This is a genomic window from Rhizobium laguerreae, from assembly GCF_002008165.1.
Taxonomy (GTDB): Bacteria; Pseudomonadota; Alphaproteobacteria; order Rhizobiales; family Rhizobiaceae; genus Rhizobium; species Rhizobium laguerreae.
This window is the reverse complement of the sequence record NZ_MRDM01000010.1, coordinates 87,334-112,747: the sequence shown is the minus strand read 5'-3', so window position 1 is coordinate 112,747 and position 25,414 is coordinate 87,334. Positions and strand designations below refer to the sequence as shown.

The 25,414-nt window shown below is 61.2% G+C and carries 27 protein-coding genes; 10 read left to right on the top strand and 17 right to left on the bottom strand.

The annotated features are described in order from the left end of the window. Positions 1 to 42 precede the first annotated feature (42 nt). A complete protein-coding gene (locus tag BS630_RS08940) occupies positions 43 to 1,059 on the top strand; it encodes a class I SAM-dependent methyltransferase (RefSeq protein ID WP_077977142.1) in 1,017 nt (338 codons plus the stop codon). 93 nt (positions 1,060 to 1,152) lie between these two features. Here BS630_RS08940 and fabI read toward each other — a convergent pair whose 3' ends face one another. The 3 genes from fabI to fabA are packed head-to-tail and all read right to left on the bottom strand — an operon-like array spanning position 1,153 to position 3,760. Beyond that, positions 1,153 to 1,959 (bottom strand): enoyl-ACP reductase FabI, encoded by an 807-nt coding sequence (fabI, locus tag BS630_RS08935; RefSeq protein ID WP_077977141.1) that lies wholly within the window; start codon positions 1,957 to 1,959, stop codon positions 1,153 to 1,155. 7 nt (positions 1,960 to 1,966) lie between these two features. Next, positions 1,967 to 3,199, bottom strand: coding sequence for a beta-ketoacyl-ACP synthase I (fabB, locus tag BS630_RS08930; protein ID WP_077977140.1), 1,233 nt, complete (start codon positions 3,197 to 3,199; stop codon positions 1,967 to 1,969). Between the two features lie 45 nt (positions 3,200 to 3,244). Then, positions 3,245 to 3,760 carry a 3-hydroxyacyl-[acyl-carrier-protein] dehydratase FabA gene (gene fabA / locus BS630_RS08925; protein WP_077977139.1) on the bottom strand — a complete coding sequence of 172 codons (516 nt, stop codon included), beginning with the start codon at positions 3,758 to 3,760 and terminating at the stop codon, positions 3,245 to 3,247. 301 nt (positions 3,761 to 4,061) lie between these two features. Between fabA and irrA the strand changes: the two genes are divergently transcribed. After that, on the top strand, positions 4,062 to 4,481 hold the full coding sequence (irrA, locus tag BS630_RS08920) for an iron response transcriptional regulator IrrA (protein WP_003544303.1): 420 nt from the start codon (positions 4,062 to 4,064) through the stop codon (positions 4,479 to 4,481). Between the two features lie 69 nt (positions 4,482 to 4,550). Here the strand turns inward: irrA and BS630_RS08915 are convergent, their stop codons facing one another. Next, positions 4,551 to 5,186, bottom strand: a complete 636-nt coding sequence (locus BS630_RS08915) for a trimeric intracellular cation channel family protein (protein WP_077977138.1) — start codon at positions 5,184 to 5,186, stop codon at positions 4,551 to 4,553. Between the two features lie 177 nt (positions 5,187 to 5,363). On the opposite strand from BS630_RS08915, the gene BS630_RS08910 reads away from it, so the two are divergent. After that, complete coding sequence (locus BS630_RS08910) at positions 5,364 to 5,837, top strand: hypothetical protein (RefSeq protein WP_028743597.1); 474 nt, start codon at positions 5,364 to 5,366, stop codon at positions 5,835 to 5,837. 124 nt (positions 5,838 to 5,961) lie between these two features. On the opposite strand, the gene BS630_RS08905 is transcribed toward BS630_RS08910, so the two are convergent. The 3 genes from BS630_RS08905 to BS630_RS08895 form a co-directional block, all read right to left on the bottom strand. Then, the gene (locus BS630_RS08905; RefSeq protein ID WP_077977137.1) at positions 5,962 to 6,750 is read right to left on the bottom strand and encodes a YdcF family protein; all 789 of its coding nucleotides are present in this window, start codon (positions 6,748 to 6,750) and stop codon (positions 5,962 to 5,964) included. A gap of 68 nt (positions 6,751 to 6,818) precedes the next feature. Then, entirely contained in the window at positions 6,819 to 7,541 is a 723-nt protein-coding gene (locus BS630_RS08900) for a YoaK family protein (RefSeq protein ID WP_025396624.1), read from the bottom strand. Between the two features lie 199 nt (positions 7,542 to 7,740). Beyond that, on the bottom strand, positions 7,741 to 7,980 hold the full coding sequence (locus tag BS630_RS08895; RefSeq protein WP_131640086.1) for a hypothetical protein: 240 nt from the start codon (positions 7,978 to 7,980) through the stop codon (positions 7,741 to 7,743). A gap of 404 nt (positions 7,981 to 8,384) precedes the next feature. Here BS630_RS08895 and BS630_RS08890 point away from each other — a divergent pair, with 404 nt between their 5' ends. Together BS630_RS08890 and BS630_RS08885 are read left to right on the top strand one after the other, a co-directional pair. Continuing rightward, positions 8,385 to 8,912, top strand: a complete 528-nt coding sequence (locus tag BS630_RS08890; RefSeq protein ID WP_025396622.1) for a sigma-70 family RNA polymerase sigma factor — start codon at positions 8,385 to 8,387, stop codon at positions 8,910 to 8,912. 192 nt (positions 8,913 to 9,104) lie between these two features. Next, on the top strand, positions 9,105 to 9,905 hold the full coding sequence (locus BS630_RS08885) for an SDR family NAD(P)-dependent oxidoreductase (protein ID WP_077977135.1): 801 nt from the start codon (positions 9,105 to 9,107) through the stop codon (positions 9,903 to 9,905). A 42-nt stretch (positions 9,906 to 9,947) separates the two neighbouring features. Here the strand turns inward: BS630_RS08885 and BS630_RS08880 are convergent, their stop codons facing one another. Continuing rightward, positions 9,948 to 11,048 carry a flavodoxin family protein gene (locus tag BS630_RS08880; protein ID WP_077977134.1) on the bottom strand — a complete coding sequence of 367 codons (1,101 nt, stop codon included), beginning with the start codon at positions 11,046 to 11,048 and terminating at the stop codon, positions 9,948 to 9,950. A gap of 174 nt (positions 11,049 to 11,222) precedes the next feature. On the opposite strand from BS630_RS08880, the gene BS630_RS08875 reads away from it, so the two are divergent. Continuing rightward, on the top strand, positions 11,223 to 12,620 hold the full coding sequence (locus BS630_RS08875; RefSeq protein WP_077977132.1) for a cytochrome P450: 1,398 nt from the start codon (positions 11,223 to 11,225) through the stop codon (positions 12,618 to 12,620). Between the two features lie 44 nt (positions 12,621 to 12,664). Here BS630_RS08875 and BS630_RS08870 read toward each other — a convergent pair whose 3' ends face one another. Genes BS630_RS08870 through BS630_RS08830 form a run of 9 tightly spaced genes read right to left on the bottom strand, consistent with a single transcriptional unit; the run spans position 12,665 to position 22,297 of the window. Next, entirely contained in the window at positions 12,665 to 13,426 is a 762-nt protein-coding gene (locus BS630_RS08870) for a TIGR04290 family methyltransferase (protein WP_077977131.1), read from the bottom strand. A 32-nt stretch (positions 13,427 to 13,458) separates the two neighbouring features. After that, on the bottom strand, positions 13,459 to 14,514 hold the full coding sequence (locus BS630_RS08865; protein ID WP_077977696.1) for a UDP-glucuronic acid decarboxylase family protein: 1,056 nt from the start codon (positions 14,512 to 14,514) through the stop codon (positions 13,459 to 13,461). 10 nt (positions 14,515 to 14,524) lie between these two features. Continuing rightward, positions 14,525 to 15,643: a CgeB family protein gene (locus tag BS630_RS08860; protein WP_077977130.1), complete on the bottom strand. Its 1,119-nt coding sequence runs from the start codon at positions 15,641 to 15,643 to the stop codon at positions 14,525 to 14,527. Beyond that, the gene (locus tag BS630_RS08855) at positions 15,640 to 16,728 is read right to left on the bottom strand and encodes a CgeB family protein (protein ID WP_077977129.1); all 1,089 of its coding nucleotides are present in this window, start codon (positions 16,726 to 16,728) and stop codon (positions 15,640 to 15,642) included. Before BS630_RS08855 ends, BS630_RS08860 begins: the two co-directional genes overlap by 4 nt. Then, positions 16,725 to 17,855 carry a CgeB family protein gene (locus tag BS630_RS08850; RefSeq protein ID WP_077977128.1) on the bottom strand — a complete coding sequence of 377 codons (1,131 nt, stop codon included), beginning with the start codon at positions 17,853 to 17,855 and terminating at the stop codon, positions 16,725 to 16,727. The genes BS630_RS08855 and BS630_RS08850 overlap by 4 nt, the downstream gene beginning before the upstream one ends. After that, positions 17,852 to 18,931, bottom strand: coding sequence for a glycosyltransferase family 4 protein (locus BS630_RS08845; RefSeq protein WP_077977127.1), 1,080 nt, complete (start codon positions 18,929 to 18,931; stop codon positions 17,852 to 17,854). Before BS630_RS08845 ends, BS630_RS08850 begins: the two co-directional genes overlap by 4 nt. 23 nt (positions 18,932 to 18,954) lie before the next feature. Continuing rightward, complete coding sequence (locus tag BS630_RS08840; protein ID WP_077977126.1) at positions 18,955 to 20,997, bottom strand: NAD-dependent epimerase/dehydratase family protein; 2,043 nt, start codon at positions 20,995 to 20,997, stop codon at positions 18,955 to 18,957. Then, complete coding sequence (locus tag BS630_RS08835) at positions 20,994 to 22,100, bottom strand: NAD-dependent epimerase/dehydratase family protein (RefSeq protein ID WP_077977125.1); 1,107 nt, start codon at positions 22,098 to 22,100, stop codon at positions 20,994 to 20,996. Before BS630_RS08835 ends, BS630_RS08840 begins: the two co-directional genes overlap by 4 nt. Further along, the gene (locus BS630_RS08830; protein ID WP_143529415.1) at positions 22,091 to 22,297 is read right to left on the bottom strand and encodes a hypothetical protein; all 207 of its coding nucleotides are present in this window, start codon (positions 22,295 to 22,297) and stop codon (positions 22,091 to 22,093) included. Before BS630_RS08830 ends, BS630_RS08835 begins: the two co-directional genes overlap by 10 nt. A gap of 33 nt (positions 22,298 to 22,330) precedes the next feature. Between BS630_RS08830 and BS630_RS08825 the strand changes: the two genes are divergently transcribed. The 4 genes from BS630_RS08825 to BS630_RS08810 all read left to right on the top strand — a co-directional run bounded on the left by BS630_RS08825 (position 22,331) and on the right by BS630_RS08810 (position 25,344). Further along, the gene (locus BS630_RS08825; protein ID WP_025396610.1) at positions 22,331 to 23,317 is read left to right on the top strand and encodes an MDR/zinc-dependent alcohol dehydrogenase-like family protein; all 987 of its coding nucleotides are present in this window, start codon (positions 22,331 to 22,333) and stop codon (positions 23,315 to 23,317) included. After that, the gene (locus tag BS630_RS08820) at positions 23,317 to 24,339 is read left to right on the top strand and encodes a Gfo/Idh/MocA family protein (protein WP_183594497.1); all 1,023 of its coding nucleotides are present in this window, start codon (positions 23,317 to 23,319) and stop codon (positions 24,337 to 24,339) included. The genes BS630_RS08825 and BS630_RS08820 overlap by 1 nt, the downstream gene beginning before the upstream one ends. A 165-nt stretch (positions 24,340 to 24,504) precedes the next feature. Then, entirely contained in the window at positions 24,505 to 24,714 is a 210-nt protein-coding gene (locus BS630_RS08815; protein WP_025396608.1) for a helix-hairpin-helix domain-containing protein, read from the top strand. A gap of 75 nt (positions 24,715 to 24,789) precedes the next feature. Continuing rightward, on the top strand, positions 24,790 to 25,344 hold the full coding sequence (locus tag BS630_RS08810) for a DUF1003 domain-containing protein (RefSeq protein ID WP_077977122.1): 555 nt from the start codon (positions 24,790 to 24,792) through the stop codon (positions 25,342 to 25,344). Positions 25,345 to 25,414: the final 70 nt, after the last annotated feature.

Here is a 25,414-nt window from a genome sequence, read left to right as displayed (position 1 = left end):
TGCTTCCGCGCCCTTTTTCGTATGAGAAGACGAGACGAGACCATGAGCAGCGAGACGCTGAAGACCCTGTTCCATCCCTTTGCCAGCGGCACAGTCGCGGCGCCCGGCGAGGGCGAGCGCGTGCTCTTCCTCGGCGCCGAGGCAGGCTTTGCGCTGCCGGAAGGCTTTGCCGCCTCGCTCAGCGCCGTCCAAGGCTTCCGGCCGCTCTACCGGCAGCTGCTGGCGCAGCGGATCGAAGCGAAGCCGGAGATCGACGGCGAGGACTATGATGCGGCTCTGGTGCTCTGCACCAAGCACAAGGGCGAGAACGAGGCCAATCTTGCTGCTGCTATCGCCCGTACGCGGCTCGGCGGCCTGATCGTCGTTGCCGGCGCCAAGGAAGACGGTGTCCAACCGCTGCGCAAGCGGATGGAAGGTTTCAATCTCGCCGTCGACCATATGCCGAAATATCACGGCGTCGCCTTCTGGTTCGGCCGGCCGGCGGATGCTGACGAGATTGTCTCCAAGCTGGCAAAGGCGCCGGTCCGCGTCGACGGCCGTTTCAATGCAACCGCCGGCATGTTCTCGCATGACCGCATCGATGCCGGATCGGAGCTGCTCGCCTCGCGCCTGCCTGAGGATTTCACCGGCGACGTTGCGGATTTCGGTGCCGGATGGGGCTATCTCTCCGTCGAGATGGCGCGGAAGTCGCGTGGACTGACGCGCCTCGACCTCTACGAGGCCGATCACGCGGCTCTGAAGGCTGCCAGGGATAATCTGGCTAAGAACTGCCCGAACGCGCCTGTGCGCTTCTTCTGGCACGATCTGGCGGGTGAGCCGATAAAAGACAAATACGATCTCGTCATCATGAACCCGCCCTTCCATGAGGGACACGCGGCCGATCCGGCGCTCGGCCAGGCAATGATCAAGACGGCCGCATCCGCCCTTCGTGGTGGCGGCCGCCTGATGCTCGTCGCCAATCGCGGCCTGCCTTACGAGCCGGTTCTGGCGGCGAATTTCAGGGAAAGCGGCGAAACCTGCCGCAACGCCCGGTTCAAGGTGCTGTGGGCGAAGAAATAAGCCTACGCGGCTTCGACGCTGATCCTATTATCGAACAACAAAAAGGCCGTGCGCATCATGCGCACGGCCTTTGAGTTTCAAAACGGGTAGCGTTTACTCGACGTCCGCCCTGCGCAACGTTTCAAGCGTCGGCATGGAGGTGACGTTGAAGCCGGCGTCGACGAAGTGGAGTTCGCCGGTGACGCCGGAGGAAAGGTCTGAGAGCAGGTAGAGAGCCGAGTTGCCGACCTGGTCGATGGTCACGGTCTTGCGCAGCGGCGCATTGCGCTGGTTCCAGGAGAGGATCGCGCGCGCATCGGAGATGCCGGCGCCGGCAAGCGTGCGGATCGGGCCAGCGGAAATGGCATTGACGCGGATGCCGCGCGGGCCGTAGTCGGCGGCGAGATAGCGCACCGAAGCCTCGAGCGCTGCCTTGGCGACGCCCATGACGTTGTAGTTCGGGATGACGCGCGTCGAGCCATTATAGGTCAGCGTCAGCATCGCACCACCATCTTCCATCAACGGAGCGCAGCGCTTGGCGATCTCGGTAAAGGAGAAACAGGAAATGACCATGGTGCGGCTGAAATTCTCACGCGTCGTATCGGCGTAGAGACCCTTCAGCTCGTTCTTGTCGGAAAAGCCGATGGCATGAACGATGAAATCGAGCTTGCCCCAGCGCTCGCTTATCGCGTCGACCACGGCATCGACCGAGGCGACGTCCTCGACGTCGCAGGGCAGGACGAAATCCGAGCTGACCTCGGCAGCAAGCGGCCTGACGCGCTTGCCGAGCGCAGCGCCCTGATAGGTGAAGGCGAGTTCCGCACCCTGTGCGGCGAGAGCTTTTGAAATTCCCCAGGCAATCGAGTGGTTGTTGGCGACGCCCATGACGAGCCCGCGCTTACCCTGCATGATTCCCGTCATATTATCATTATCCGTTATAGCGCTGGAAGACGAGCGTAGCGTTGGTGCCGCCGAAGCCGAAGGAATTGGAGAGGGCAATGTCGATCTTCGCGTCGTCGATGCGCTTGCGCACGATCGGGACGCCTTCGAATTCGGGATCGAGCTCGGTGATATGAGCGCTTTCGCCGATGAAGCCTTGCTGCATCATCAGCAGGGAATAGATCGATTCCTGCACGCCGGCAGCGCCAAGCGAATGGCCGGTCAGCGACTTGGTCGACTGGATATGCGGGATCTTCGAGCCGAATACTTCGCGGATGGCGCCGATTTCCTTGCTGTCGCCGACCGGCGTCGATGTGCCGTGGGTGTTGACGTAGTCGACATCGCCTTTGACGGTGGCGAGCGCCTGGCGCATGCAGCGGATGGCGCCTTCGCCCGAGGGGGCGACCATGTCGTAGCCGTCCGAGGTCGCGCCGTAGCCGACGATTTCGGCGTAGATCTTGGCACCGCGCGCCTTGGCGCGCTCCAGTTCCTCGAGCACCAGCACGCCGGCGCCGCCGGCGATGACGAAACCGTCTCGGTTGACGTCATAGGCGCGCGAGGCGCTGTCCGGGGTGTCGTTATATTTGGAGGACATGGCGCCCATGGCGTCGAAGAGGTTGGACATCGTCCAGTCGAGATCCTCATGGCCGCCGGCGAACATCACGTCCTGCTTGCCCCACTGGATCATCTCGGCGGCGTTGCCGATGCAATGCGCCGACGTCGAGCAGGCCGACGAGATCGAATAATTGACGCCGTGGATCTTGAACCAGGTGGCGAGAGTGGCCGATGCAGTCGAGGACATCGCCTTCGGCACGGCGAAGGGGCCGATGCGCTTCGGGCTGTTGTTCTTGACGGTGATCTCGGCAGCCTCGATCAGGGTGCGAGTGGACGGGCCGCCGGAGCCCATGATGATACCGGTGCGCTCGTTGTTGCCGATGTCCTTGTCCTCGAGACCGGAATCGGCGATCGCCTGCTTCATGGCGACATGGTTCCAGGCGCCGCCCTGCGACAGGAAACGCATGGCGCGGCGGTCGACCAATTCGGCAAGTTCCGCCGAACCGAGCTTCGGACTGCCCCAGACCTGGCACTTGAACCCATGTTCGGCGAAATCGCTCGAAAAGGAGATACCCGACTTTGCCTGCCGCAAGGATTCGGTGACTTCGGCCGCGTCGTTTCCGATCGAGGACACGACACCCAGACCTGTGACAACTACCCGTCTCATCTGATCAAACCTTTGTTGTTTTCGTCAGCCGCTCGAAATGCGGTTTCAGACCGTCTTGTCTTTCGATAGACCGACGCGAAGGTCGGCCGCCTGATATATGGTCTCGCCGTCCGCTTTTAGCCAGCCGTCGGCGGTGCCGAGGACCAGACGGCCGCGCATGACACGCTTGAAGTCGATGCCATATTCGATCAGCTTCGTCTGTGGCCGGACCATGCCCTTGAATTTCACTTCGCCAGTCGAAAGCGCCATGCCGCGGCCTTCTTCGCCGAGCCAACCCAGAAAGAAACCGGTCAGCTGCCACATGCCGTCGAGACCGAGGCAGCCCGGCATGATCGGATTGCCTTCGAAATGGCAGGGAAAATACCAGTCGTCCGGGCGTACGTCGTATTCCGCCCTGAGGTAGCCCTTATCGAAGGTGCCGCCCGTTTCGGAAATGTCCGTGATGCGGTGAACCATCAGCATGGGCGGCAGGGGCAGCTGCGCATTGCCGGGGCCGAACAGCTCGCCATGGGCGCAAGCGATGAGTTCTTCATACGAGAAGCTGGACTGTCTGGTCGTCATAAAGTTTCTGTTTCCCCCCGCGTCAAGCCGATGGATGTGAACGTGTAGTCCAAGTTCTTCAGAAAATGAAGCACAAGCAAGGCAGCTTCATTCATCGCCCCGGACCAGGCTTGCACCATTATTTGGTGGTCGCATACAGGAAGGCTAGGGCTGGGACCAGACCTATTTGCGTGAAAAGCCCGTTTTTGCCGCGTTTATCAGGCTCCCGTCCCCATTGAACTATTGAAAGGCTCCGATGCAAAAGTTATACCGCTTAAAGAAACATGATTGCTTTATGCCAGAATAACCGGAGTTGGTTTTGATGACGGGTGCATTCCCGATCGCAATAGAGGTGAGGCTGCGCGGTGCAGGCCTGCGCCCCACCCGCCAGCGCGTCGCGCTCGGCGACCTCCTGTTTGCCAAGGGCGACCGGCATTTGACCGTCGAGGAACTGCATGAAGAGGCGGTTGCCGCCGGTGTGCCGGTGTCCTTGGCAACCGTCTACAATACGCTGCATCAGTTCACGGAAGCCGGTCTCATCCGCGTCCTCGCCGTCGAGAGCGCCAAGACCTATTTCGACACCAATGTTTCCGACCATCACCATTTCTTCGTCGAAGGTGAGAACGAGGTCCTCGACATTCCCGTCAGCAACCTCACGATCGCCAATCTGCCGGAACCGCCCGAAGGCATGGAGATCGCCCATGTCGACGTGGTGATCCGCCTAAGGGCGAAGCAGGGCTGACGACGCCTCTAAAGAGCGTCGCGAGTTGTCCCAAAACCGCTGCGCACTTTGGGCGACATGCATTAGGCCTCACATGACATCGTCGGGATGCCGGCCGGGCTTGTGCCTGTAGGTGGGGAAGGTCCAGCCGAACCACAGGGCTCCACCGCGCACCGCAAAGGCCGCCACGACGCCGCAGGCAGATGCCAGATAGAGCTGCATTCCAAGCGCATTGGCGAGCGTGAACACACTGGCGCCGATGAGGGCTGCGGTCACATAGATTTCCGGCCTCAACAGCACCGAAGGCTCGTTTGCCATCAGATCGCGTAGGATGCCGCCGAAGGTCGCCGTCAGCGTGCCGGTGACGATCGCAATCGTCGGCGAACCGGTGGCGGCGAGACCCTTGGCGGCGCCGATCACGCAATAGGCGGCAAGGCCGATCGCATCCAGCCAGATCAGCAGGCGATATCGCGATTCCAGCAGATGGGCGGTGAAGAAAACGATGACGCCCACGATGCAGCAGACGAGGATATAGGCAGGGTTCAGCACCCAGAAGACCGGCACGCGGCCGAGCACGATATCGCGCACGGTGCCGCCGCCCGTTCCCGTCACCATGGCGAAAAACAAAAAACCGATCAGGTCCAGTTGCTTGCGCGAGGCAGCGAGCGCGCCTGTCGCGGCAAACAGCGCAATGCCGGCATAATCGAGATAGATGAGCAAGGACATGCGAACCCCGAAACCGGCAGACGTTTTATCGAAAGAACCACGGCGGCAAGGGCGGCGCAAGGCGGCGGCGCCATAAAGCTAAGGTCTTTACGTGATGCATGTCATTGTCCTAGAACCGCTGCACACTTTTGGCGACATGCATTGGGCCACAGAGCCTTTATCCAAAAGAGGAAAGCCGTGAAAACGCTGGTGCTCGCCGTTCTGAATATCGTCCTGCTGCTTGCCATGCCGGCTGTCGCCCTCAGTCAGCAATCGCTGATCTCCGACCCTGAGATCTACGAGAAGAAACATTTCCAGGAGCAGTGCAAGACGGCCGAATTTGCCGACGGCTTCATCATCCGACAGGACATCAACAATGACGGCCTGATCGACGCGGTGGTCAACGAGGGCCAGCTGACCTGCGACGGGCAGAAGGGGCCGCAATGCAATGACGACGGCTGCACCTATAATTTCTACCTGCAGGTTGCCGAAGGCGGTTATTTCATGATCGCGACGGCGCAAATCTATGGCTACGATTTCGTCCAGCGCTTCGGCAACATGGTGTTGGCGATGAAGATGCATCCGCGCTTCTGCGACCGCACCGAAGGTGATCCCTGCACTGTGACGGCACGCGTCCGCGGCACGAAATTCGTCACCATCTCGAAGAAGTAAATCTTAGAGCCGTTCCTTCCTGGAAGCGCGGAACCGCTCTAGCCTTTTGTTTTGACGCAATTCCCGGCAAAAGCGCTTCGCGCTTTGCCTGGGAAAACCGCTTCGCACTTTTCCTGGAATTGCTCTATTGCGGATAAAGCTCCGACGTGCGGCCGGCGAGATAATAGCCGACCAGGCCGTACCATTCGCGGATCGCCGTCGCCATGTTCTGCGCATTGAGGTTCGGCTGGGTAAAATCCAACCCAAGGCTCACCTGGCCGTCGGTGCGATAATCGGTCGGCCAGGGCACGATATCGATGCCGAGCTTGCGGAAGATGCCAACGGACCGCGGCATGTGAAAACCCGAGGTGATCAGCAGGCAATTGGAAAGGCCCTGGCTTGCCAGGAATTCCTTGGTGTTGACCGCGTTTTCGAAGGTCGTGCGCGATTGCCTCTCCTCGATCAGGCGATCCCTGCCGACGCCGAAGAGCGGGAAGAAACGCTCGGATGCCGCCGCATCGCCTTCATAGATGCCGGAGATGGAGCCGTCGCCGCCCGATACCAGAATGCGCGACTGCGGAAATTTCTGCGCCAGCCGCAGGGCTTCGATGAAGCGGTCGGCTCCACCATTGAATTCTATGCCGTGGCGCGCCGTGTTCACCTCGTTTTCGAAGGCGCCGCCGAGCACGATCATGCATTGCAGGCTATCGGGATCGACGGCGGGCTTTGCAAACCGCTGCTCGAGACCCTGCATCAGCAGGTTGCCGGCCGTGGTGTAGAGCGTGACGAAGAGGATGAGGGCCGAACCAGCTGCGCCGAGGATATTTAAGATACGCCAGCGCAGAAGGCCGGCAAGCAGGGCAAGGAAGACGAGGAAGAATGCCAGCGACAGCGGCTGAGCGAAAATCCAGACAAGCTTCGAAATCAGGAACAAAACCCACTCCTTGAGGATGGACGGCGGTCCTTCCTATCCGATTCGACGGTGACAGGAATGCGACGGTTTTATTTCGCGCGCGTGATGGCCGATCCGCTCGGTGCGATCTTCTGGTTGAAGCGGCGCTGAAGCGGCCGCGGGATGAGCATGGCGGCAAGCGCAAGCACCATGGCGAAGAGGGAGACCAGCCACAGCGCATGGGCGCCTGTCAGCCGTGTCAGGACGGCGCCGGCGATCGCGCCGAGCACCATACCGCCCCAGGGCACGATCTGGATCGTCCATTCGACACGACGATCGCCGATGATCCAGCGGCCGATGCCGCGGCCGAAACGCGACAGGGCGCCGGTCACGTAGGTCAGCCCGATCGGCAGGCCTTCGATGTGTTCGACGGCAGCATTCACCATGCCCATGGAAAAAACGATCATGTAGAACCGTGCGAAGAGCATGTTCTGCACCGTCATCATCGAGGCGAGCGCCAGAACCAGCCCGACGCAGCCAAGCACCACGAAAATGCGGCGTTGCGAGACATGAGAGATGACGATGCCTGCCGCATTGCCGAGCACGAAAACGACGATGGCGGAGATCAGCACCGCGGCGTGATAAAGATTGCCGTCGCTCAAGGCCAGTGCCGCCCGCGTCGTGTTCCCCGTCATGAAGGAGACGAAATCGCCGGTCAGCAGAAGACCGGTCGCATCGGTCATGCCGGCCAGAAACGAAATCGAGCCGACGAGGGCAAGCCCGGTCAGGGTTCGTCGGGTCCGGATGATGCGGCGGCGTCTTGCTCTGGTCATTGGCTGAAGGTCCTGGAGCCGAATCGCTGAGATTGCGGCAACAAGCATACATCGTCCTATTGAGGAAATGGCAAAGGCGATCGGAAGGGGATTGGAGGCGGACTTGAACGGCAAGACATTTTCGATGTCTGAGAGCCCCAGCCTTGTGTTTTGCCAGGCGCGACTTCAGATCACTCGCAAGTCAAGCCTCTTAGGCCGGCTAAGCGCGTATTGACGCATGAAGCTGGCCGCAGACCGTAAGGCTTTCGCGCATTGCCTTCACGCGCATCTCGGCATCTTCGAATGAATAGGCCCAGATTTTGGCAGACCAAGTCGAGAGGCCCATCTTGTATTCAAGGGCGAACAGATAGATTGCCCGACCGTGTTCGTCCATTCGGACGAACTGAGCGTCGGGCCTTTCGCGGGTGTCGCGAAGTTTGTTGAAACTGATTACGCTCATATTTGAACTCATTTAACACTGAGGCAGGAAGACAATCGTCTATCGCTGGCCTGTCGCCGCCGACAGTTCCAACAGTTGCCAACACCTGTTGTTCCCGGCCTGCCGCCATTTTTTACCGGATTCGCGCGCAGCTCTCTGATGCACGGCGGATAATGCGAAGGTTATCAATACTGTGCGACATCGCACTGGAACGATCTGCTCGGATTGCCGTTCCAAAGTCGAATCGAGCCGCGAAATCCCTTCCGGCAACGCTAGTGCGCGCGGTCCGCCGCAGCCTCCCGGCATCGTTGTGTTTCCGTCGCTTGGGGAGAGGTCCGCCGATGAGCGAAACGACATGTTTGTCCGATACCGCACGGCAACGATTAGGATGTTCGGGACTTTCCTTTCAATCCCAGGAGAGAAAAATGACGTCTCTATCTTCACCACGTCCTGCGTCACATTGTGAAAAAACATCCTCCGTCGAGTTGGAGATTGTCGCACTCACTCCGGCGTTGCGCGCCTTCGCCCGAAGATTCCTGCGAAGTGAGGACGACATCGATGATCTCGTGCAGGAAACGCTGCTGAAGGCGTTCAATTCAATTCATCTCTACCATCCCGGCACCTCTCTCAAATCCTGGCTCTTCACAATCCTTCGAAATACGTTCTGCAGCAACTATCGCCGGCGGCAGCGTGAGCCGGTCGGAATGGACGTGACAATGGAGCAAGTCGCAATTGCCCCGAGCCAGGAATGGGCGCTTCGCGAGCGCGAGCTGCAACAGGCGCTGACCCGCCTCTCCGACGACAGACGCCGTGCGCTAACGCTGGTGGCGGCCGGAACGAGCTATGAAGATGCCGCCAAGATCTGCGGCTGCCGGGTTGGCACCTTGAAAAGCCGCGTCAGCCGCGCCCGCGAGACCCTGCAGTCGCTGCTGGGTAACCAACTCATCGACTAATCGCGCTTCTGTTTCCGTCGCCGCCAATCAGCAATCATCACACAGCCGTCCTTTGTGAGGCTGAACGTCGGGAGCCACATGGCGCATCCGCCGAGGCTCCCGCATCGCACGCCGAGACGCCGCCCGCCGGAACATATCCTCTCTTTTCAGGTTCGGTGGCTTCAGCTTTTTCCGAACTCTAGGAGACAAAACATGGATAGGAATGAACTTGGAAAAGGTCTCGCGGTGATCACCGGCGCCTCGACGGGCATTGGCTATGAACTTGCCAAATGCGCGGCGCAGGAAGGCTATGATCTGATTATCGCCGCCGACGAGACACGCATCCAGCAGGCAGCGGCGAGCCTGAAGGAGTTTGGCACGTCGGTCCAGGCGATCGAAACCGACCTCTCCACCGAAGACGGCGTCGACCGGCTGATGGAAGCCATCGAAGCTTCCGGGCGTTCGGTCGATTTGCTGATGGCTAATGCCGGGCGCGGCCTCGGCAAGGGTTTCCTCGACCAGGATTTTGCGGAAGCGCGAAAAGTCGTCGATACGAAAATCGTCGGCACCATCTATCTCGTCCAGCAGGTCGGCAACCTGATGCGCAGCCGCGGCGAGGGTCGGATTTTGCTGACCGGTTCCATCGCCGGCTTCATGCCCGGCTCCTACCAGGCCGTCTACAATGGAACGAAGGCCTTCATCAACAGCTTCTCCTTCGCCCTGCGCGAGGAATTGAAAGAGACTGGCGTGACCGTCAGCTGCCTGATGCCCGGCGCGACCGATACCAAATTTTTCGAGCGCGCCGATCTCATGGATACCTCCGTCGGGCAGGCCAAGAAGGATGATCCGGCTGACGTCGCCAAGATCGGCTTCGATGCCATGATGGACGGTGAAGGGGATATCGTCAGCGGCTGGAAGAATAAACTGCAGGCGGCCGTCGCCAATGTGACGCCGGCAAGCATTCTTGCTCATCAGCATGCCAAAATGGCTGAACCAGGTTCAGGCAAGGAGTAGATTACCCTGACGCGTCGATCCAGACGAGATCGGCAATCCCGTCTACTTCTCACGCGGCTGCTTCAATCGTCTTCCGGCCGCCACCATCTTGCCGTCGCGGCGTAACGTGATGCCCTCCAAAAGCGTTCGAGCGGCATTGCGCACCTCCTCCTGAAAGGCTTTGTCTCTTTCAAAAGCATTGTGGCTGGTGGCGTAGGGCTCCCAATAACCGATGTAACGTTCAACCTCGGCCGAGGCTCCGGCCGGGATGAGGTCCATCGACGTCAGCCAATTGGAGACGCTGCGCCGGACATTCTCGACCCCTTCGGTATCGCCGTGGACGACGACTGAAAACAGGCGGCCGGAAAGATGGCGCGGATAGCCCCATCCCCGCATCTCGAGCTCCTTGGCCTCCTTGGCATGTTTGCCATGCGTGCTCGTCGGATCCGGATTGCCGCCGTCGGCGCAGACAAGCCGGTCGATCATCAGTTTCAGCGGCGAGGGCGTCTGGTACCAGTTCACCGGGCTGACGATCATGATGCCATGGGCCTCGACCCACATCGGATAGATGTCGTTCATCCAATCGTGGATCTGTCCGAGCGAATAGTTCGGATAGCAGGAGCACGGCCAATGACAGAGTGCGGCCGATGTCGAGAAGCACGCCTTGCATGGGTGAATCTGTCGGCCATACTCGGACGCGATGCGACTGAGGTCGAGGACGGTGACGATGACGCCGGCGGCGGCAAACACCTCCTTGGCGATTTCGACCATCCGAAAACTTTTCGAAAGCTCGCCCGGACAGCTATGTTCACTTCGCGACGAACCGTTGATGAGGAGGACGCGCGACGGCGCGTTCTTTTCCTCGAAGCGCGCTTGCGCAGCGCGGATTTGATCTCTCGCCGCGAGCCAGTCGACGCCAAGATCATAGTCCGGGTCGGCAAATTCTGGTCCGGCCTTTCTGGTTATCGGGCTCTTTCGCGAATGGGCGTAAGCATCCCAAGCAGCCGCGGCGACTTTGCCGAGTTCGTCTTCCAGGGTTTCGTACACTTGATCCTTGAACTGGCTCAGGAAACGCTCCTTGAATTCGCGCTCGTCGAGGCGAGGGCTCGGGCTGCCTTTTCGCGGTTCAAGGTCAGGTTCGGTTGCGGCTGGTTCGTCAGGCATGGGACCTCCACGCATCTATGCGCTCGACACAACGCGGTGAGCCGGCTTCTGTTCCGCTGCCTCCAAGTTGCATCGTCTATCGAGGATCTGTGTTCAGGCCGGAACAATCGGCCGTTGTCCCGGTTCGGAAATAAAGCTGATCGGATATCCCATGCAGCAAGGGGCTTTGGGATCATGAATTCTCGCAACCAAGCCGTCTTTTCGAACGCAAGAGCCACTGGCTTCGTCCGGATAAATCGTGCCAGCTGGATCGACACATTGCGTGTGGTTGCGGCTGTCATGGTTCCGACGGCTGCCAAAGGTGTCATCATTCGCCGCCCGATCATGGAACGCCTGGCACAGCGGCAGGATCTGGACACCGGTGCTGTCAGGCAGATGCAGCGGCTGGTGAAGAAATATGGCAGGGCGCCTCTGCTGTTGCCTATCCCGTTCCGGCCGCAGTTGCTGGTGCTCGACCCTGCCGACGTCTCGACGGTGCTCGAGTGTTCACCCCAGCCATTTGCCACGGCAACCTGGGAGAAACGCGCCGCTCTTGCGCATTTCGAACCGAAAAACGTGCTGATCTCACCTGCCTCGCGGCGGGCCGAGCTTCGGCCGATCCATGAACACGCTTTGGCAAGCGCGGACCGGCTGCATCCCTCTTCGGCCCGCTTCAAGACGATCGTCGATTCCGAACTCCTGGAGATTTTGGACGGCATCGGTTCCGGCGGGCCGAACGAACTCGATTGGTCTGCGTTCTCGCTAGCCTGGTTCCGGATTGTCCGCCGCACCGTACTCGGCGATCGCGCGCGCAACGACGTCACTTTGACGAAGACCTTGAACGACCTTCGAAGCCGGGCGAATTGGGCTTTTGCAGCTTCCATCGATCGGCACAAGCTTCGGCAGTTTCAGCAGCAGCTGGGTCAATATCTGCGCCAGCCGGAGGAGGGCAGCCTGATTGGTCGGCTGCCGAAAGGCAGCGATTTCGATTTGGAAAGCCAGGTGGCCCAATGGCTGTTTGCCTTCGACGCCGGCGGGATTGCTGTTTTCCGGACGCTTGCGCTGCTTGCTTGCCATCCGAGCTACTGGGCCAAAGCCGTTGACGAGGTTAAAGATCCCGAACTTGAGCGTCCCTTCACACGCAATTGCCTGCTCGAGGCTCTGCGTCTCTGGCCGACGACACCCGTCATTCTCAGAGAGCTGACCGAGGATATCAGATCCGGCGACAGGACCGTGGCGCGCGGCACGGGCGTCATCATCTTCGCGCCCTTCTTTCACCGTGATCCCGAGCTGGCTTATGCAAACCGGATGGAACCAAGTATCTGGGGGCCCAACGACACCTTGCCGACAGTCGGATTCGTACCTTTCAGCGCTGGTGCTGCCATTTGTCCAGCCCACAATCTCGTACCGGCGATTGCAAGCTTCGCCATCGGCGCGCTGTTGTCGCAGGCAGATATCACGCTGCTTCAACCGTCTCTGACAGTCGGCGACCTGCCCGGCACCCTCAACCACTTCGATATTCGGCTACGGCTAAGCAGGCAGCGGGTTGGAGCCGGTGCGCCGCATGCTGCGGCAGGCTTTCCGCCTCATTGAAATCCATTCTTTGTCGCAGTGGCGATCCGCAGAAGCGATAGTCTTTAGGTCTTAGCTGCCGGCGGCGGCTCAACTGCATAATGGCGTTGGCCTCGTCGGCACAGATAGACCTCGCGTTCCGGATGATCGTCGATTCGAAAGCCGGCGCTGCGCAGCATCGCCTCGACCGCCGCCTGGTTGGGAATGAACCAGTTTGTCGGATCGGACGCGTAGCGTTCCTCGACAAAGAAAAGCTTCGGATATTCCGGCTGGTCGAAGATGCTCCATTCGGAAAAGTCGTAATCTTCCCTGAGGTCGGGAATGCGCTCGTCGCCGCGCTGGAGGCACTGGAACAGCATCATGTCGCCGACAGCGTGTTCATAAAGAAGATCCAGCGCCAGCAGGGGGTGGCGCAGGTGATAGAGCACGCCCATGAAGATCACCAGATCGAATTTCTCGCCTAGTCGAGCGACGTCATAGACCGACATCTGCCGGAACTCGATTTCGGCTTGCAATTGTTCCGCCGCGAAGCGGGCCTGCGCCAGGTAGCGCGGGTCGGAATCGATGCCGACGACATGGGCGGCGTTGCGGCGTTTCATCTCAAGGGCATAGAAGCCGGCGTTGCAGCCGACGTCGAGCACGCTGAGGCCGCTGAGATCGGCCGGCAGCACATGCTGAAACCCTTTCCACTTGAAGGTGGGATAGTCTCCGAGGAAATGATCGGCCGCTGTCATGTGGCCGCCGATGTTCAAATTCTGAAACCACGGCTCGAGTTCCTGAATCCGCTTTTGCAGGTCCTGATCCCTTGTCGGCTGTGCTGCATCCATCTGGCTCTCCTTCGTCGTTCATCGCTCACATGTCAGACGCCGATCGCAGTGCGTCCGGCTTTTGCACCTTGCCTCCAGTTCGAGCGCCGCGTGACCTTCGCGCCGTCGAAGCCGCCGTCAGGACGGGCCGCGGCGATGAACCAATCGGCGGTCAGGCGCAGACCTTCGGCAAGCGGGATCGTCGGCTGCCAGCCGAGAAGGTCTTTTGCCCGCGAAATGTCGGGCCGTCTGCGCTGCGGGTCGTCTTGCGGCAGCGGCCTGTGGACGACGACCGATGTCGACGGCATCATGGCCAGCACCATGTCGACCAGCTGGTTGATCGTGAATTCGCCGGGATTGCCGAGATTGACCGGGACGCCCGGATTGGGATCGACATCCATCAGCGCTATCAATCCTGCGACGAGGTCGCTGACGAAGCAGAAGGAACGCGTCTGGTCGCCGCTTCCAAAAATCGTCAGCGGCGCGCCTGATATGGCTTGCACCAGCAGATTGGAGATGATCCGCCCGTCGCTCGGCTGCATACGCGGCCCATAGGTGTTGAAGATGCGGGCAACACGTGCGTCCACCTTGCCGGCCCGCAGCATATCGAAGCAAAGCGCTTCCGCCGCCCGCTTGCCTTCGTCGTAACAGGCGCGCGGACCTGTGCAGCTGACATTGCCGCGGTAGTCCTCCGTCTGCGGATGCTCGACCGGATCGCCATAGACCTCGCTCGTCGACGCCTGCAGGAGCGAGGCGCGATGCTGTTCGGCCAACGAAAGCAGATTGCCGGTGCCGGCAACGCAGGTCATCATCGTATGCACCGGGTCTGCCTGATATTGTGGGGGAGATGCCGCACAGGCGAGGTTGTAGATCTGGTCCAAAGGCTCTTCGAGGCTGAAGAGATGGCAGATGTCCTTTTCGATCAAACGGAACTTCGGATGGTTGATCAACGGCCGGACATTGTCCTCCGATCCGGTGATATAGCTGTCGACACAGATCACCCGGTCGCCGCGGGCCAGCAGCGCATCGCATAAATGCGAACCGACGAAACCGGCTCCTCCGGCGACAAGCACAGTCTTCACTCTTCCGTTTCGCGTCCTCTGCAGCATCATGCGTCTCCTAGGCTGAAATGGATTGAGGCTGGGGGCGACTGTCGTTCACCCCATCTTCTGGCAGTTCTCGCAAGGCGGCGGCGAGTTCACGAGCCCGCACCTCGCCGGTATGGCGCTCAAGCACCGTCGCCCTGGCGGCCGATGCCAGCGCGCGACGCCCCTCGGGAGAGATTTTCGTCAGGGCGTCGATCACATGATCCGATCCTTTGGCGATGATGATCGCCTGACCGTCGGCAAAGAGTTCTTCCAGCCCGCGCCAGTCGTCGCTGATGATCGGCGTGCCGCAGGCAGCGGCCTCGAACAGCCGCACGCTCGGTGACCAGCCCGCGGCAATCATGTCGCTTCGCGTGACGTTGAGCGTAAAACGCTGCCGGCTGTAGAAGCTCGGATGATCGGCAGGTGGCAGGTGCTCGATCCGCTCGACATTTGCCGGCCAGTCGATATCCCCGGGATATTGAGGACCGGCAACTACGAAGCTCAGATGCGGCAGCTGCCTGGCAGGCTCGACCAGCAACCGCTCCAGCGTTGGCTGCCGGTCGGAACTGTAGGTGCCGAGATAGCCGAAATCCCAGCGGAACGGCTCGCCCGTTGCCTGATATCGGCTCGCATCGACGGAGCAGTAGAGAGCGATCGCCTTGCGCGCGCCGTATCGACGTTCGAGCCGCGCCAACACCTCTCCGCCCGAAAACGAGAAGCAGGCGTCGAAGGTCGCAAGCTGTCGGCGCGCCAGATATTCCTCGTCGCCACGGTCGAGTTTCGCCAGTGTGACCGGGGTGTCGATGTCGTAAAAGCACAGCCGTCGTGGCTTAAGGGCGGCGATCCTGTCGATAACGGTGACGCCGGATGGGACATATGACCCTATGATCACGGCGTCCGCCGCCTTGATCCGATCGGCATGGTTTTCGATCATCTCATCGATGTCGCTGTAGTGGACGAGCTGGCAGAAGCCGGGATCCGGAAGATCTCGATGCGCTGCATACCAGGGCACGTCGCGCTCCAGGAACAGCACCCGGTGCCCCTCAGCGTGCAAGCCGCCGATGAGGGCGCGATAGGTCGTTGCGTGACCGTTGCCCCAGGACGACGACAAGGAGAGGCCGAGGATGACGATATCGAGCGGACCGGTCATTCGGCAGCCTCCGCTCGCGTGGCCCGGGCGCGGAAGATGGCATTGGCGGTCTCGGCGCGATTGCTATAGGTATGTTCGGCAAGCACGCGTCTCAGCGCCCGCTGTCCGATCGCCCTGGCCTGCTGCCATGTCAGACCGGCCAAAAGATCGGCGACATCCTGGCCGTCGCGCGCCACCAGGATTTCGTCGCCGGGCTTGAGAAACAGGTCGATGCCCTGCCAATAGTCGGTGATCAGGCAGGCGCCTGCGCCGGCCGCTTCGAAAACGCGGGTTGCCGGCGAAAAGCCATTTTCCGCCATGCTTGCACGCGAGATATTGAGCACCGCTTTCGGCGTCGCGTTGAAAGCGTTGTGGTCGCGGGTCGGGACATGCCCGATGTGAACGATGTTCGACGACAACGCTTTGTCACTCCAGCCGGACCCGCCGAGCAGAAACTTTTGCTGCGGCAGGCGTGCAGCCGGTTCGAGGAAAAATTGCTCGACCCGCGCTTCACGATCGGGCAGACGATTGCCGAGAAAGACTAGATCTGCGGTGAACCGCGCCTCTTCCTGCACCGGATGATGGGTTTCAGGATCGAGCGCGTTATAGATCGGCACACAGTCGGCTGCACCGAGGCTGCGATAGGCGTCGACCACGGGATTGCCGCCGCCATAGGTGAGGATGAGGTCTATCCGGCTCAAGGATTTGCGAAGCGGGTGCTCAGGGCTCTGCCGCAGCTCTGAGAGCGTTGCCGGCGCATCCACATCCCAAAAGATTTTCAGAGCCCGTTGTCTGGCGTGGCGAAGAACTTCCTGCAGCAGGAGATCGTCCTCGAAACCGACGCCGCTGGCTTTGACGACGATATCGGCCTCGGCCGCAGCCGCCGTCACCTCCTTCAGCGCCTCGATTGTGCCTTGGTAGACGACGACCTTGCACCATTCCGGCGGATCGATATCGCGGTTTTTCTGCCGGTCGTAGACGTCGGGCTCGTAGAAGGTGATGTCATAGCCCTTCTGCGCCAGAGCGCGCAGCAGGCCGCGATAATAAGTAGCGGCACCGTTCCAATAGGCGGAAACCAGGCTTGATCCGTAAAAGGCGATTTTCATTCGGCAGCCTCCTTGGCTGGCAGCTGCCCGACGACGCCCGCCGTGCCGCATTGCTCCAGAATCGAGAAGAGTTCATCGACGCGATGCCGGCAGGTATGCCGCGCGCGGATCGTCTCGAGACCCGATGTGATCAGCGCAGCCGCGAGAGCATCGTCCGTCATCACCTCGCGCAGCAGGCGCGTCATCTCCCGGCCATTCTCGGCGACGAGATAATCCTTGCCCGGCCTGAAAAGCGCCTCGGCATCGTGCCAGGGTGCTGAGATCAGCGGGATGCCGCAGGCCAACGCTTCGAAGACACGGATTGTCGGAATGCCGGGGAGGTTTTCGACATAGGGGCGCCGCGGGATATGCACGGTCGCTTTGTGGCCTGCGAAAGCGAGCGGCGCCTCTGCATTGGCGATCCAGCCGCCATAGGCGATGTCTGCATCTTCGAGAGCATCGAGCGCCTGTTGAGGGTAACGCACACCGCGAACGGTCGTCTTCAACCGGAGCTCACGCGCGGGGCGGACGAGGAATTCCATCAGCTCGGTGGAGCGCTCGTCGTCACCCCAATTGCCGATCCAGATGAGATCGCCGGTCTTTTCGATCTCCGGCCTCGGATAAAACAGCGCGTCGTCGGCCGCCTCATGCCAGGTAAAGACCGATCTGCCCCAACCGGCCTGCAGATAGCGCTGCCGTAGCGTCTCGCCGAAGGCGAGCACGCCGTCATAATCTTCAAGCGTCAGTCCGGCGATATCGCCTTTTGCCGACACGGCCCGGTGATGTGTGTCGTGGAACAACAGGGTGAAATCGGCGCCGCTGCGCCGGGCTCGGCCGATCCGTTCCACCAGCGCCGGTTCCGTCCATTCGTGGACGACAACGACGTCGGCCTCGGCAATCGCCGCTTCGTGATCGAAATGCGGTCCGTAAATTTGCGAACGGAGCTGCGGGAACAGGTCGTGAAATTTCTCGACCGCCCTCGGCCCTTGATCGCTGAGCAGGTTGCTGCGGCTCCAGGATTCCTCGGGTTCGAGCGCCAGCGCCTCGTGATGGCGGCGGTTCAGCTCGCGCATGATGCCGCGCAGGAAGTGGGCGTTGCCATGGTTCCAGTCGGAAACCAGCGAATGGGTGTAAAATAGGAATTTCATGATTGCTCCGCCGCTACCGGGGTAAATTTGTCGTTCAGCAGCTGCGCATAGGTTTCGAGCACCGCTGCCGCCTGCCGTTCCAAACTGAAGGCTCGCGAGCGCTCCAGCGATCGCACCACGAGTTCGTCGCGCAATTGCTCGTCTTCGCTGAGGCGCATGCACACTGCTGCCAGGGACTGGGGATCATGCGGATCGAAGAACAGCGCGCATCCGTCCCATAACTCGCGATAGGTCGGGATATCGGACAGCACCAGAGCCGCGCCGCATCGCGCCGCCTCCAGGGCGGTCAGGCCGAAAGGCTCGTAAACGGATGGCGATACGACGATTTGCGCGCGCTGCATCAGGGCGATGGTCTTCGGATAGGACAGCGGTCCGCGATCGTCGGCGTCATTGAGCTGCAGTCGCTGTCCGTTGGGACCTGAGCAAGAACCTGCCATGACGACGGGCAGAGGCATCGCCGCTGCCGCCCTGTCGAGCACCGCGCCGTTTTTGCCCTCGTCCCACCAGCGCCCGGCCGCGAAGACGAAAATCTTCTTCGGACGCGGATCGGATCCGACGCGGCTGGCGTTGTGGACCACCTTCAGTCGGGAGAGTGGACCGTAGGCGGCTTGCAGTGCATCCGCATGGCTCAGGCTCGGCGATAGTACCGCATCGGCGCGGTCGAAGCCCTCACGGTTTGCCTCGCGCTGCCAGACCCAGTCCGGCGGCACCGGCGTCCCGCGCACCGCGGCAAACCACGTGACGACGCAGGAATGGGAAACCGCGACAACGGGCAGCGGCGTATCGATGCCGGCGGCCTGGGACGGCAGGTTGAGATGCAGCAGATCGACGCGATAGTCTCTGGCGATCCGGGAGATTTCGGCGGGCGCGGCTGATATTTCGGCGCTGCTCGCCGCCATCCAGTCGAGAGGGGCATCGAGCCACACCAGCTGTCCCAGCGCTTTCGCCTCTGCGGTCTGCGTTGCCGACGGTGCGGGTCCGAGGCCTGCAAAGACGATTTCCATCCCCTGGCACCGAAACCCGGCGGCGAGATCCATCGCATAACGCCAGACGCCGCCAACCGCATCGAGGGTCATCAATATCCGGTTTCGTCGACGAATCATGCGGAGACCTTTCGATCGCGGCGCGGGATCGGCCGGCCGCCGAAACGGTTTTCGATGAGCCACTCGGCCAGATGCTGCAGTCCGCTTTCCCAGCCGACACGCGCGCTCCAGCCAAGCGTGTGCTGGAGCGCGCGGGTGTCTGCGACGAAGAAATACTGGTCGCCGGCTCGCCAGTCGTCGAAGGAGGTCTCGACCGGGCGCCCAATCAGCTTGCCGATCTCGCGCAGGACTGCGAGCACGCTGACGGCATTCGCCGGACCGCCTCCGAGGTTGAAGACGCGGCCCTTGATCCCGTCAATGCCATCGAGGACGCTGCGATAGGCGGCAATCGCATCCGCGACGTGCAGAACATCCCGGACCTGCTTGCCGTCGCCGTAGATCGACACGGGCTCTCCGGCGAGCGCCCGGATCAGGAAATGCGCCACCCAGCCCTGGTCCTCGGTGCCGAACTGGCGTGGGCCATAGATGCAGCTCATGCGCAGCACGGCCGTCGGGATGCCGAAGGATTTCGCATAATCCAGCACATATTGGTCGGCCACGCCTTTCGAGCAGCCATAGGGGGTGCAGAAATCGAGCGGCCTGTCTTCGCCGATCCCGTATGACCGGATGGTCGCGTCGACCGGCAGGTAGCGATCCTCGGCCTCACGCATGGCAATGTCATCGAGCCCGCCATAGACTTTGTTGGTGCTGGCAAAGATCACCGGAGCCTGGCGGTCGGCCTTGCGCACCGATTCCAGCACGTTGATCGTGCCGCGCGCATTGGCCTCGAAGTCGTCGATCGGATGGATGAGGCTCGTCGTGACCGCTGTCTGGGCGGCGAAATGAAAGACCGCCTTGGCGTCGGCAAAGGCTGCTTCGATGCTTCTCGCGTCGCGCACGTCGGCAAGCACCGGATGTACGTTTGAGCCATGTCTTTCGGTCAGCCAGCCGAGATTCTGATCGACGCCCGGCCGGCCGAGATTGTCGAGCACGACAACGTCTTCACCGTCCTGAAGGTAGCTGTCGGCAAGGTTGGAGCCGATGAAGCCGCAGCCTCCGGTGATGACGATCGGGGCGGCTCCCTTGGCGACGTTGGGGGTGGCGAGCCGGGCGACCTGCTCGAGCCGTTCGACGCCGCCTTCCATCAGCAGGCGCGCGAGCAGCTTCGGCTGGTTCTCATGGGTGACGGCACCGAGATGGTAATGCCGGGGGTCGAACCAGAGGCCTTCCTGCACCGGCACATCCGGCGGCACATCCCGCCAGGAATACCAATACATCCGGTCGGCCGGCACGCTCAGAGCCTTCACGAAACGCCGTGCCTGTTCCATCTCGTCGTTGCGCCAGGTCGAATAACCGGTTTCGGTGATCCAGATCTCGGCCCTGTCGTTGAAGCGGCCGATAATTTTTCGCATCTCGCCGAGATGCATGTCCCAGCCGCCCCAGGTGCCTTCCTCACTGTCCCATGTGCCGGGGAAGCCGTGGAAGCCGACGGCATCGACGACGCCGAGCACGCCGCGCTCGCCCATCAGGTTGAGCCAATAGGGATCAAAGGGGCATGGCCCGCCGAGCACCGGCTGCCAGCCGCGATGTTTGGCCCAATAGGCGGCGGCGCCGACCATCTCGCAAAACAGCAGAAAGTCCTTGTCTTCGCGCCAGTCCCAGTCGAGCAGATTGTTGGGCTCGTTCCACAATTCGATGTGACTGAAATACCGACCGTATCGGGTGAGCACGTGGTCGACGAAGTCGGCATAGGATTTGAGATCGGCCGGTGCGCCGGAAGACCGTCCTGTCCGGGATAAGGACGGCGGCGTGTAGTGAATGCACGGCAGAAGATCGATCTCGCGCCCAAGCTTCGGGATCAGCCAATCAAACCACGCTTCGCCACCCGGAGCGAGGTATTCGGCCCATGAGAGATGCGTGCGCAAATAGCTGGCGCCGCTTATACCGACATCTGCGATCGTCTGCGACGTCCGCTCGTATTCGCCCGGGCGAAACCACTCGACGAAGCCATAGGATCTCGAGGACGCGCCGGTTCCGGCGGACAATGCGGATATGGTCATGATACCAGCCCTCTTTCCTCCAACTGCCGTTTCATCTCTGCGCCGCGATCGATCGCTCCGGTATGTCTCACCCAATCGGCGAAAGGCCCGAGCGCGTTTTCCAGCTTGAAGCGCGGCTCGAAGCCGAGCAGTTCGCGCGCCTTTGCGATGTCGGCAAAGCAGTTGCGGATATCGCCGGAGCGCGCCTTGTTCATGATCTCGGGCCGTATTTCCGGCACGCCCATAGCGTCGGCGAGAAGCGTTGCGACCTCAGCGATCGTATAGGCCTGGCCGCTGCCGATATTGATGACATGTCCCGGCGCATTGGGTTTTTCGAGCGCCAGGCGGAAGGCGCGCGCCACGTCGCGCACATGCACGAAATCCCGCCGCTGCTCGCCATCTTCGAAGATCATCGGCGGCTGGCCATTGGCGAGCCTGGAGGCGAAGTTTGCCAAGACGCCGGTATAGGGGTTGGACAAGGCCTGGCCGGCGCCGAATACGTTGAAGAGACGGAGCGCCACCGCCTCGACGCCATAGGCTTCGCCAAAAATCAGGACCTGTTTTTCCTGCGCATATTTGGTAAGCGCATAGATCGAGGCGAGATCGACGGGCTTTTCTTCATCCGTTGCAAGCGGCCTCAGGACTTTGCCGTCAGCGCCGCGCAGGTTCCATTGGCCGGCCTTGATCTGGTCGCCGCGTCGCCTGACCAGATCGAGCTGCGCACCGTCGGCGGTTTCATAGCGGCCCTCGCCATAGACACTCATGGACGAGGCGACGACAACGCGTTTGGGCCGGCGACCGATCATCGCCTCCAGAAGGACCGCCGTGCCGAGATCATTGCCGCCGACATATCGGGCGATCTCGTACATCGACTGTCCGACGCCGACCTCCGCAGCGAGATGGATGACGCCATCGGCACCCAACAAAGCCCGTTCGACCGCAGTCTTATCCCTGACGTCGCCGCGCATTATTTCGGCAGCCTCGGGCAGCGCCGTTTCAGCATCGCCGTGAACCTGATCGATCAACGCATCGAGGACCCGCACCTCATAGCCGTTGTCGAGAAGTTCCTCGACGACATGCCTTCCGATGAAACCGCAGCCGCCGGTTACAAGGATCATCGCCATCTGATTTCCGTCCGCTCAAGTTGAAGATGACCTGCCGAACCAAGCGCGGCGAAGATTGTTCCGGCTTCAATGTCATCTTCTTTGACATGTTCTTTGACATCATCCGGAACATCTGGCGACGTCGCTGGTTCGGCGGCCAATCCATGAGCGAAATATTCCTCGAAGATTGAGAAGCGGCCACCGGCGTCTGCCGGCAAGCAGACCGGCCATGCCAAACGAAGGAGCAATTCATGAACATGTTGGCAAGAGCGGCCGAGGGAGCAATCCGGGCGGCGATCATCACCGGCCCCGGAGAAGTGTCCGTCGAAGAGAGACCTCTTCCCCAGCCGGGACCGGGCCAGGTCAGGATCAGGCTCGAAGGCTCGGGCGTGTGCGCTTCCAATCTTGGCCCTTGGGCCGGCCCGGAATGGATGACCTTTCCGACTGAGCCGGGCGGTCTCGGTCACGAGGGCTGGGGCAGGATCGATGCGCTGGGCGACGGGGTGTCTGGCCTCAATCCGGGAGACCGGGTCGCTGCGCTCTCATATCATGCCTACGCCACCCACGACATCGCGGATGCCGACATGGTCGTGCCGCTGCCGCCGGCGCTCGACGGCCAGCCTTTCCCTGGCGAGCCGCTCGGCTGCGCGATGAACATATTCCGGCGCAGCCGCATCGAGGCGGGCCAGACCGTCGCCATCATCGGGATCGGATTTCTCGGCGCCTTGCTGACGCAGCTTGTTAGCGGCGCCGGCGCGCGCGTCATCGCCGTCTCGCGCCGTCCGTTTTCCCTCGAAATCGCCAAGCGCATGGGCGCCGCCGAGACGCTGGCGATGGACGACCACTGGCGGATCATCGAAGCTGTAAGAGAGTTGACCGACGGTGCTTTCTGCCACCGCGTCATAGAGGCGGTCGGCAAGCAGTGGCCGCTCGACCTGGCCGGCGAACTGACTGCCGAGCGCGGCCGGCTGGTGGTGGCCGGATACCATCAGGACGGTCCGAGGCAAGTCAATATGCAGCTCTGGAACTGGCGTGGCCTCGACGTCATCAATGCTCACGAACGCGATCCCCTGATTTATATCAGTGGCATGCGCGAGGCGATCGAAGCGGTCGTTTCCGGCAGGCTCGATCCGTCATCGCTCTATACCCATGTCTATCCGCTGGAAGGCCTGGGCGAAGCGCTCGACGCCACCCGGGACAGGCCAGATGGTTTCCTCAAGGCGATGGTGACGTGCTGATGAACAGGATGGTAGATCGCTCCCTGCAGACGCGGGTCAAGCCCGTGAGACTCGGCTTCCTCGGTATCGGCTGGATCGGCAGGAACCGAATGGAGGCAATTCTTCGCACGCGGATGGCCGAAGCCGTTGCCATCGCCGATCCCTGCGAGGAAATGATAACAGAAGCCCTGCGCCTTGCGCCCGATGCGGAAATCGTCGGCGGTCTCGATGCGCTCCTGTCGCTCGACCTCGACGGCGTCGTCATCGCCACGCCGAGTGCTCTGCACGCCGAGCAGTCGATCCGGGCGCTGCAGGCCGGTGTTGCCGTATTTTGCCAGAAACCGCTCGGCCGATCCGCGGCGGAGGCGGAAGCGGTCGTGGCCGCCGCCAGATTAGCCGACAGGCTGTTGGGCGTCGATCTCTCCTATCGTTATACGCAAGGCATGCAGCGCATTCGCGATCTGATCAGAAATGGCGAGCTCGGCACTGTCTTCGCCGCCGATCTGGTCTTCCACAATGCGTTTGGCCCCGACAAATCCTGGTTTTACGACAAGTCGCTGTCGGGTGGAGGATGCGTCATCGACCTCGGCGTCCACCTCATCGACATGGCGCTCTGGTGCCTCGACTTTCCGCAGGTCACCGACGTCACGAGTACACTAATGAAAGGCGGCGAGCCGATCAGCGCAGCGGGGGATGTCGAAGATTTCGCCATCGCCACTCTGACGTTGGCAAATGGCGCGGTTATCCGCCTCGCCTGCTCCTGGCGGCTGCAGGCAGGATGCGATGCGGTCATCGGCGCCGACTTTTTCGGAACATCCGGGGGTGCATCTTTCAGGAATGTCGGCGGGTCGTTCTATGACTTTGCGGCCTGTCGCTTCCGCGGGACATCGACCGAAGAACTTGTTCGGCCTCCCGACGACTGGGGCGGCCGGGCGGCGGCGGACTGGGCGGCCCGGCTCGCCAGTGGTCAGGCTTATGATCCGTCCTGCGAACGGCTTGTCGAGGTCGCTGCAATTATCGACGACATCTATCGGCACGCATGAAGCGGCGGCGTCGGCACGGCCGGACAAAATCTTTGCAGTCATCGGTGAATCGGCTGGAACCGCCGAGCCTCTCGCCGGTTTTGGCGGTCGCAAATCATCTGCGGGATGGACATGGCCTCTCGACCAGCAGGGAAGACGTCGAAGCCGCGGGCAGCCTCGAGCGATATGCTCGCCCGCAGCAAAATCCCTGTCTGGATCGTCAAGGCGCTTCTGTCCAGCGGCATAAAGCGTGTCAGTAAATTGTCTTCGATGACCGACGACGAACTGCTGGCGCTTCCCGGCATCGGCAAGCGGGCGATCGAACTGATCCGATCATTTCAGAGCGCCCGCGAAAGCGGCGGGAGCCAGGCTCGGGGATTGCCTGTTCGTCGATGAAATGAGCGGCGCTGGTCAAACGCGAAACTCTCCGCCTTCACAGAGGTTGGATTTGCTTAAACATGGAAGCATTCAATGTCGGCACCGAGATCCGAGCAGCAGCAGAGCACGATATCCAGACGTCTCGACCGCAACATCGAGGCTCTGCTGAAGCGGCGGGAGCAAGAGGCGCGGCAATCGAGCCGGCAGGAGCGGGCGGCCGATGCCATTACCCGTTTTGCGGGATCGATGATGTTCGTCTACCTGCACCTGCTGGTCGTCACGCTCTGGATCGTCGTCAATACCGGCCTGCTTCCGCTTATACCCGCCTTCGACCCGTCATTCGTCATTCTGGCGATGGTCGCGTCTGTCGAAGCGATTTTCATCTCGACATTCGTGCTGATCAGCCAAAACCGTATGGCGGAGGCCGACGACAAGCGCGCCGATCTCAACTTGCAGATCTGTCTTCTGGCAGAGCATGAGGCGACGGAGGTGTTGACACTGGTTTCGGCCATCGCCGAGAAACTCGGCGTCGAAATCGAGACGAGAGAGGAGCTCGAGGAACTGAAAGAGCAGGTGACGCCGGAAGAGGTACTGGACGAAATCGAACAAAAAATGCGGCGTCGGGGAACCAACACGCCGCTGGCGTAAAGCGGCCCAATCGCGGAACCTGGCCTAAACCGGCAAAGACGCATTTAGTGGAATCGTGCGAAAACCTCGC

Coding starts and splice junctions, on each gene's coding strand:
- BS630_RS08940 (WP_077977142.1), top strand. CDS start 43: ATGAGCAGCGAGACGCTGAAGACCCTGTTCCATCCCTTTGCCAGCGGC.
- fabI (WP_077977141.1), bottom strand. CDS start 1,959: ATGACGGGAATCATGCAGGGTAAGCGCGGGCTCGTCATGGGCGTCGCC.
- fabB (WP_077977140.1), bottom strand. CDS start 3,199: ATGAGACGGGTAGTTGTCACAGGTCTGGGTGTCGTGTCCTCGATCGGA.
- fabA (WP_077977139.1), bottom strand. CDS start 3,760: ATGACGACCAGACAGTCCAGCTTCTCGTATGAAGAACTCATCGCTTGC.
- irrA (WP_003544303.1), top strand. CDS start 4,062: ATGACGGGTGCATTCCCGATCGCAATAGAGGTGAGGCTGCGCGGTGCA.
- BS630_RS08915 (WP_077977138.1), bottom strand. CDS start 5,186: ATGTCCTTGCTCATCTATCTCGATTATGCCGGCATTGCGCTGTTTGCC.
- BS630_RS08900 (WP_025396624.1), bottom strand. CDS start 7,541: ATGACCAGAGCAAGACGCCGCCGCATCATCCGGACCCGACGAACCCTG.
- BS630_RS08895 (WP_131640086.1), bottom strand. CDS start 7,980: ATGAGCGTAATCAGTTTCAACAAACTTCGCGACACCCGCGAAAGGCCC.
- BS630_RS08890 (WP_025396622.1), top strand. CDS start 8,385: ATGACGTCTCTATCTTCACCACGTCCTGCGTCACATTGTGAAAAAACA.
- BS630_RS08885 (WP_077977135.1), top strand. CDS start 9,105: ATGGATAGGAATGAACTTGGAAAAGGTCTCGCGGTGATCACCGGCGCC.
- BS630_RS08880 (WP_077977134.1), bottom strand. CDS start 11,048: ATGCCTGACGAACCAGCCGCAACCGAACCTGACCTTGAACCGCGAAAA.
- BS630_RS08875 (WP_077977132.1), top strand. CDS start 11,223: ATGAATTCTCGCAACCAAGCCGTCTTTTCGAACGCAAGAGCCACTGGC.
- BS630_RS08870 (WP_077977131.1), bottom strand. CDS start 13,426: ATGGATGCAGCACAGCCGACAAGGGATCAGGACCTGCAAAAGCGGATT.
- BS630_RS08865 (WP_077977696.1), bottom strand. CDS start 14,514: ATGCTGCAGAGGACGCGAAACGGAAGAGTGAAGACTGTGCTTGTCGCC.
- BS630_RS08860 (WP_077977130.1), bottom strand. CDS start 15,643: ATGACCGGTCCGCTCGATATCGTCATCCTCGGCCTCTCCTTGTCGTCG.
- BS630_RS08855 (WP_077977129.1), bottom strand. CDS start 16,728: ATGAAAATCGCCTTTTACGGATCAAGCCTGGTTTCCGCCTATTGGAAC.
- BS630_RS08850 (WP_077977128.1), bottom strand. CDS start 17,855: ATGAAATTCCTATTTTACACCCATTCGCTGGTTTCCGACTGGAACCAT.
- BS630_RS08845 (WP_077977127.1), bottom strand. CDS start 18,931: ATGACCCTCGATGCGGTTGGCGGCGTCTGGCGTTATGCGATGGATCTC.
- BS630_RS08840 (WP_077977126.1), bottom strand. CDS start 20,997: ATGACCATATCCGCATTGTCCGCCGGAACCGGCGCGTCCTCGAGATCC.
- BS630_RS08835 (WP_077977125.1), bottom strand. CDS start 22,100: ATGGCGATGATCCTTGTAACCGGCGGCTGCGGTTTCATCGGAAGGCAT.
- BS630_RS08825 (WP_025396610.1), top strand. CDS start 22,331: ATGAACATGTTGGCAAGAGCGGCCGAGGGAGCAATCCGGGCGGCGATC.
- BS630_RS08820 (WP_183594497.1), top strand. CDS start 23,317: ATGAACAGGATGGTAGATCGCTCCCTGCAGACGCGGGTCAAGCCCGTG.
- BS630_RS08815 (WP_025396608.1), top strand. CDS start 24,505: ATGCTCGCCCGCAGCAAAATCCCTGTCTGGATCGTCAAGGCGCTTCTG.
- BS630_RS08810 (WP_077977122.1), top strand. CDS start 24,790: ATGTCGGCACCGAGATCCGAGCAGCAGCAGAGCACGATATCCAGACGT.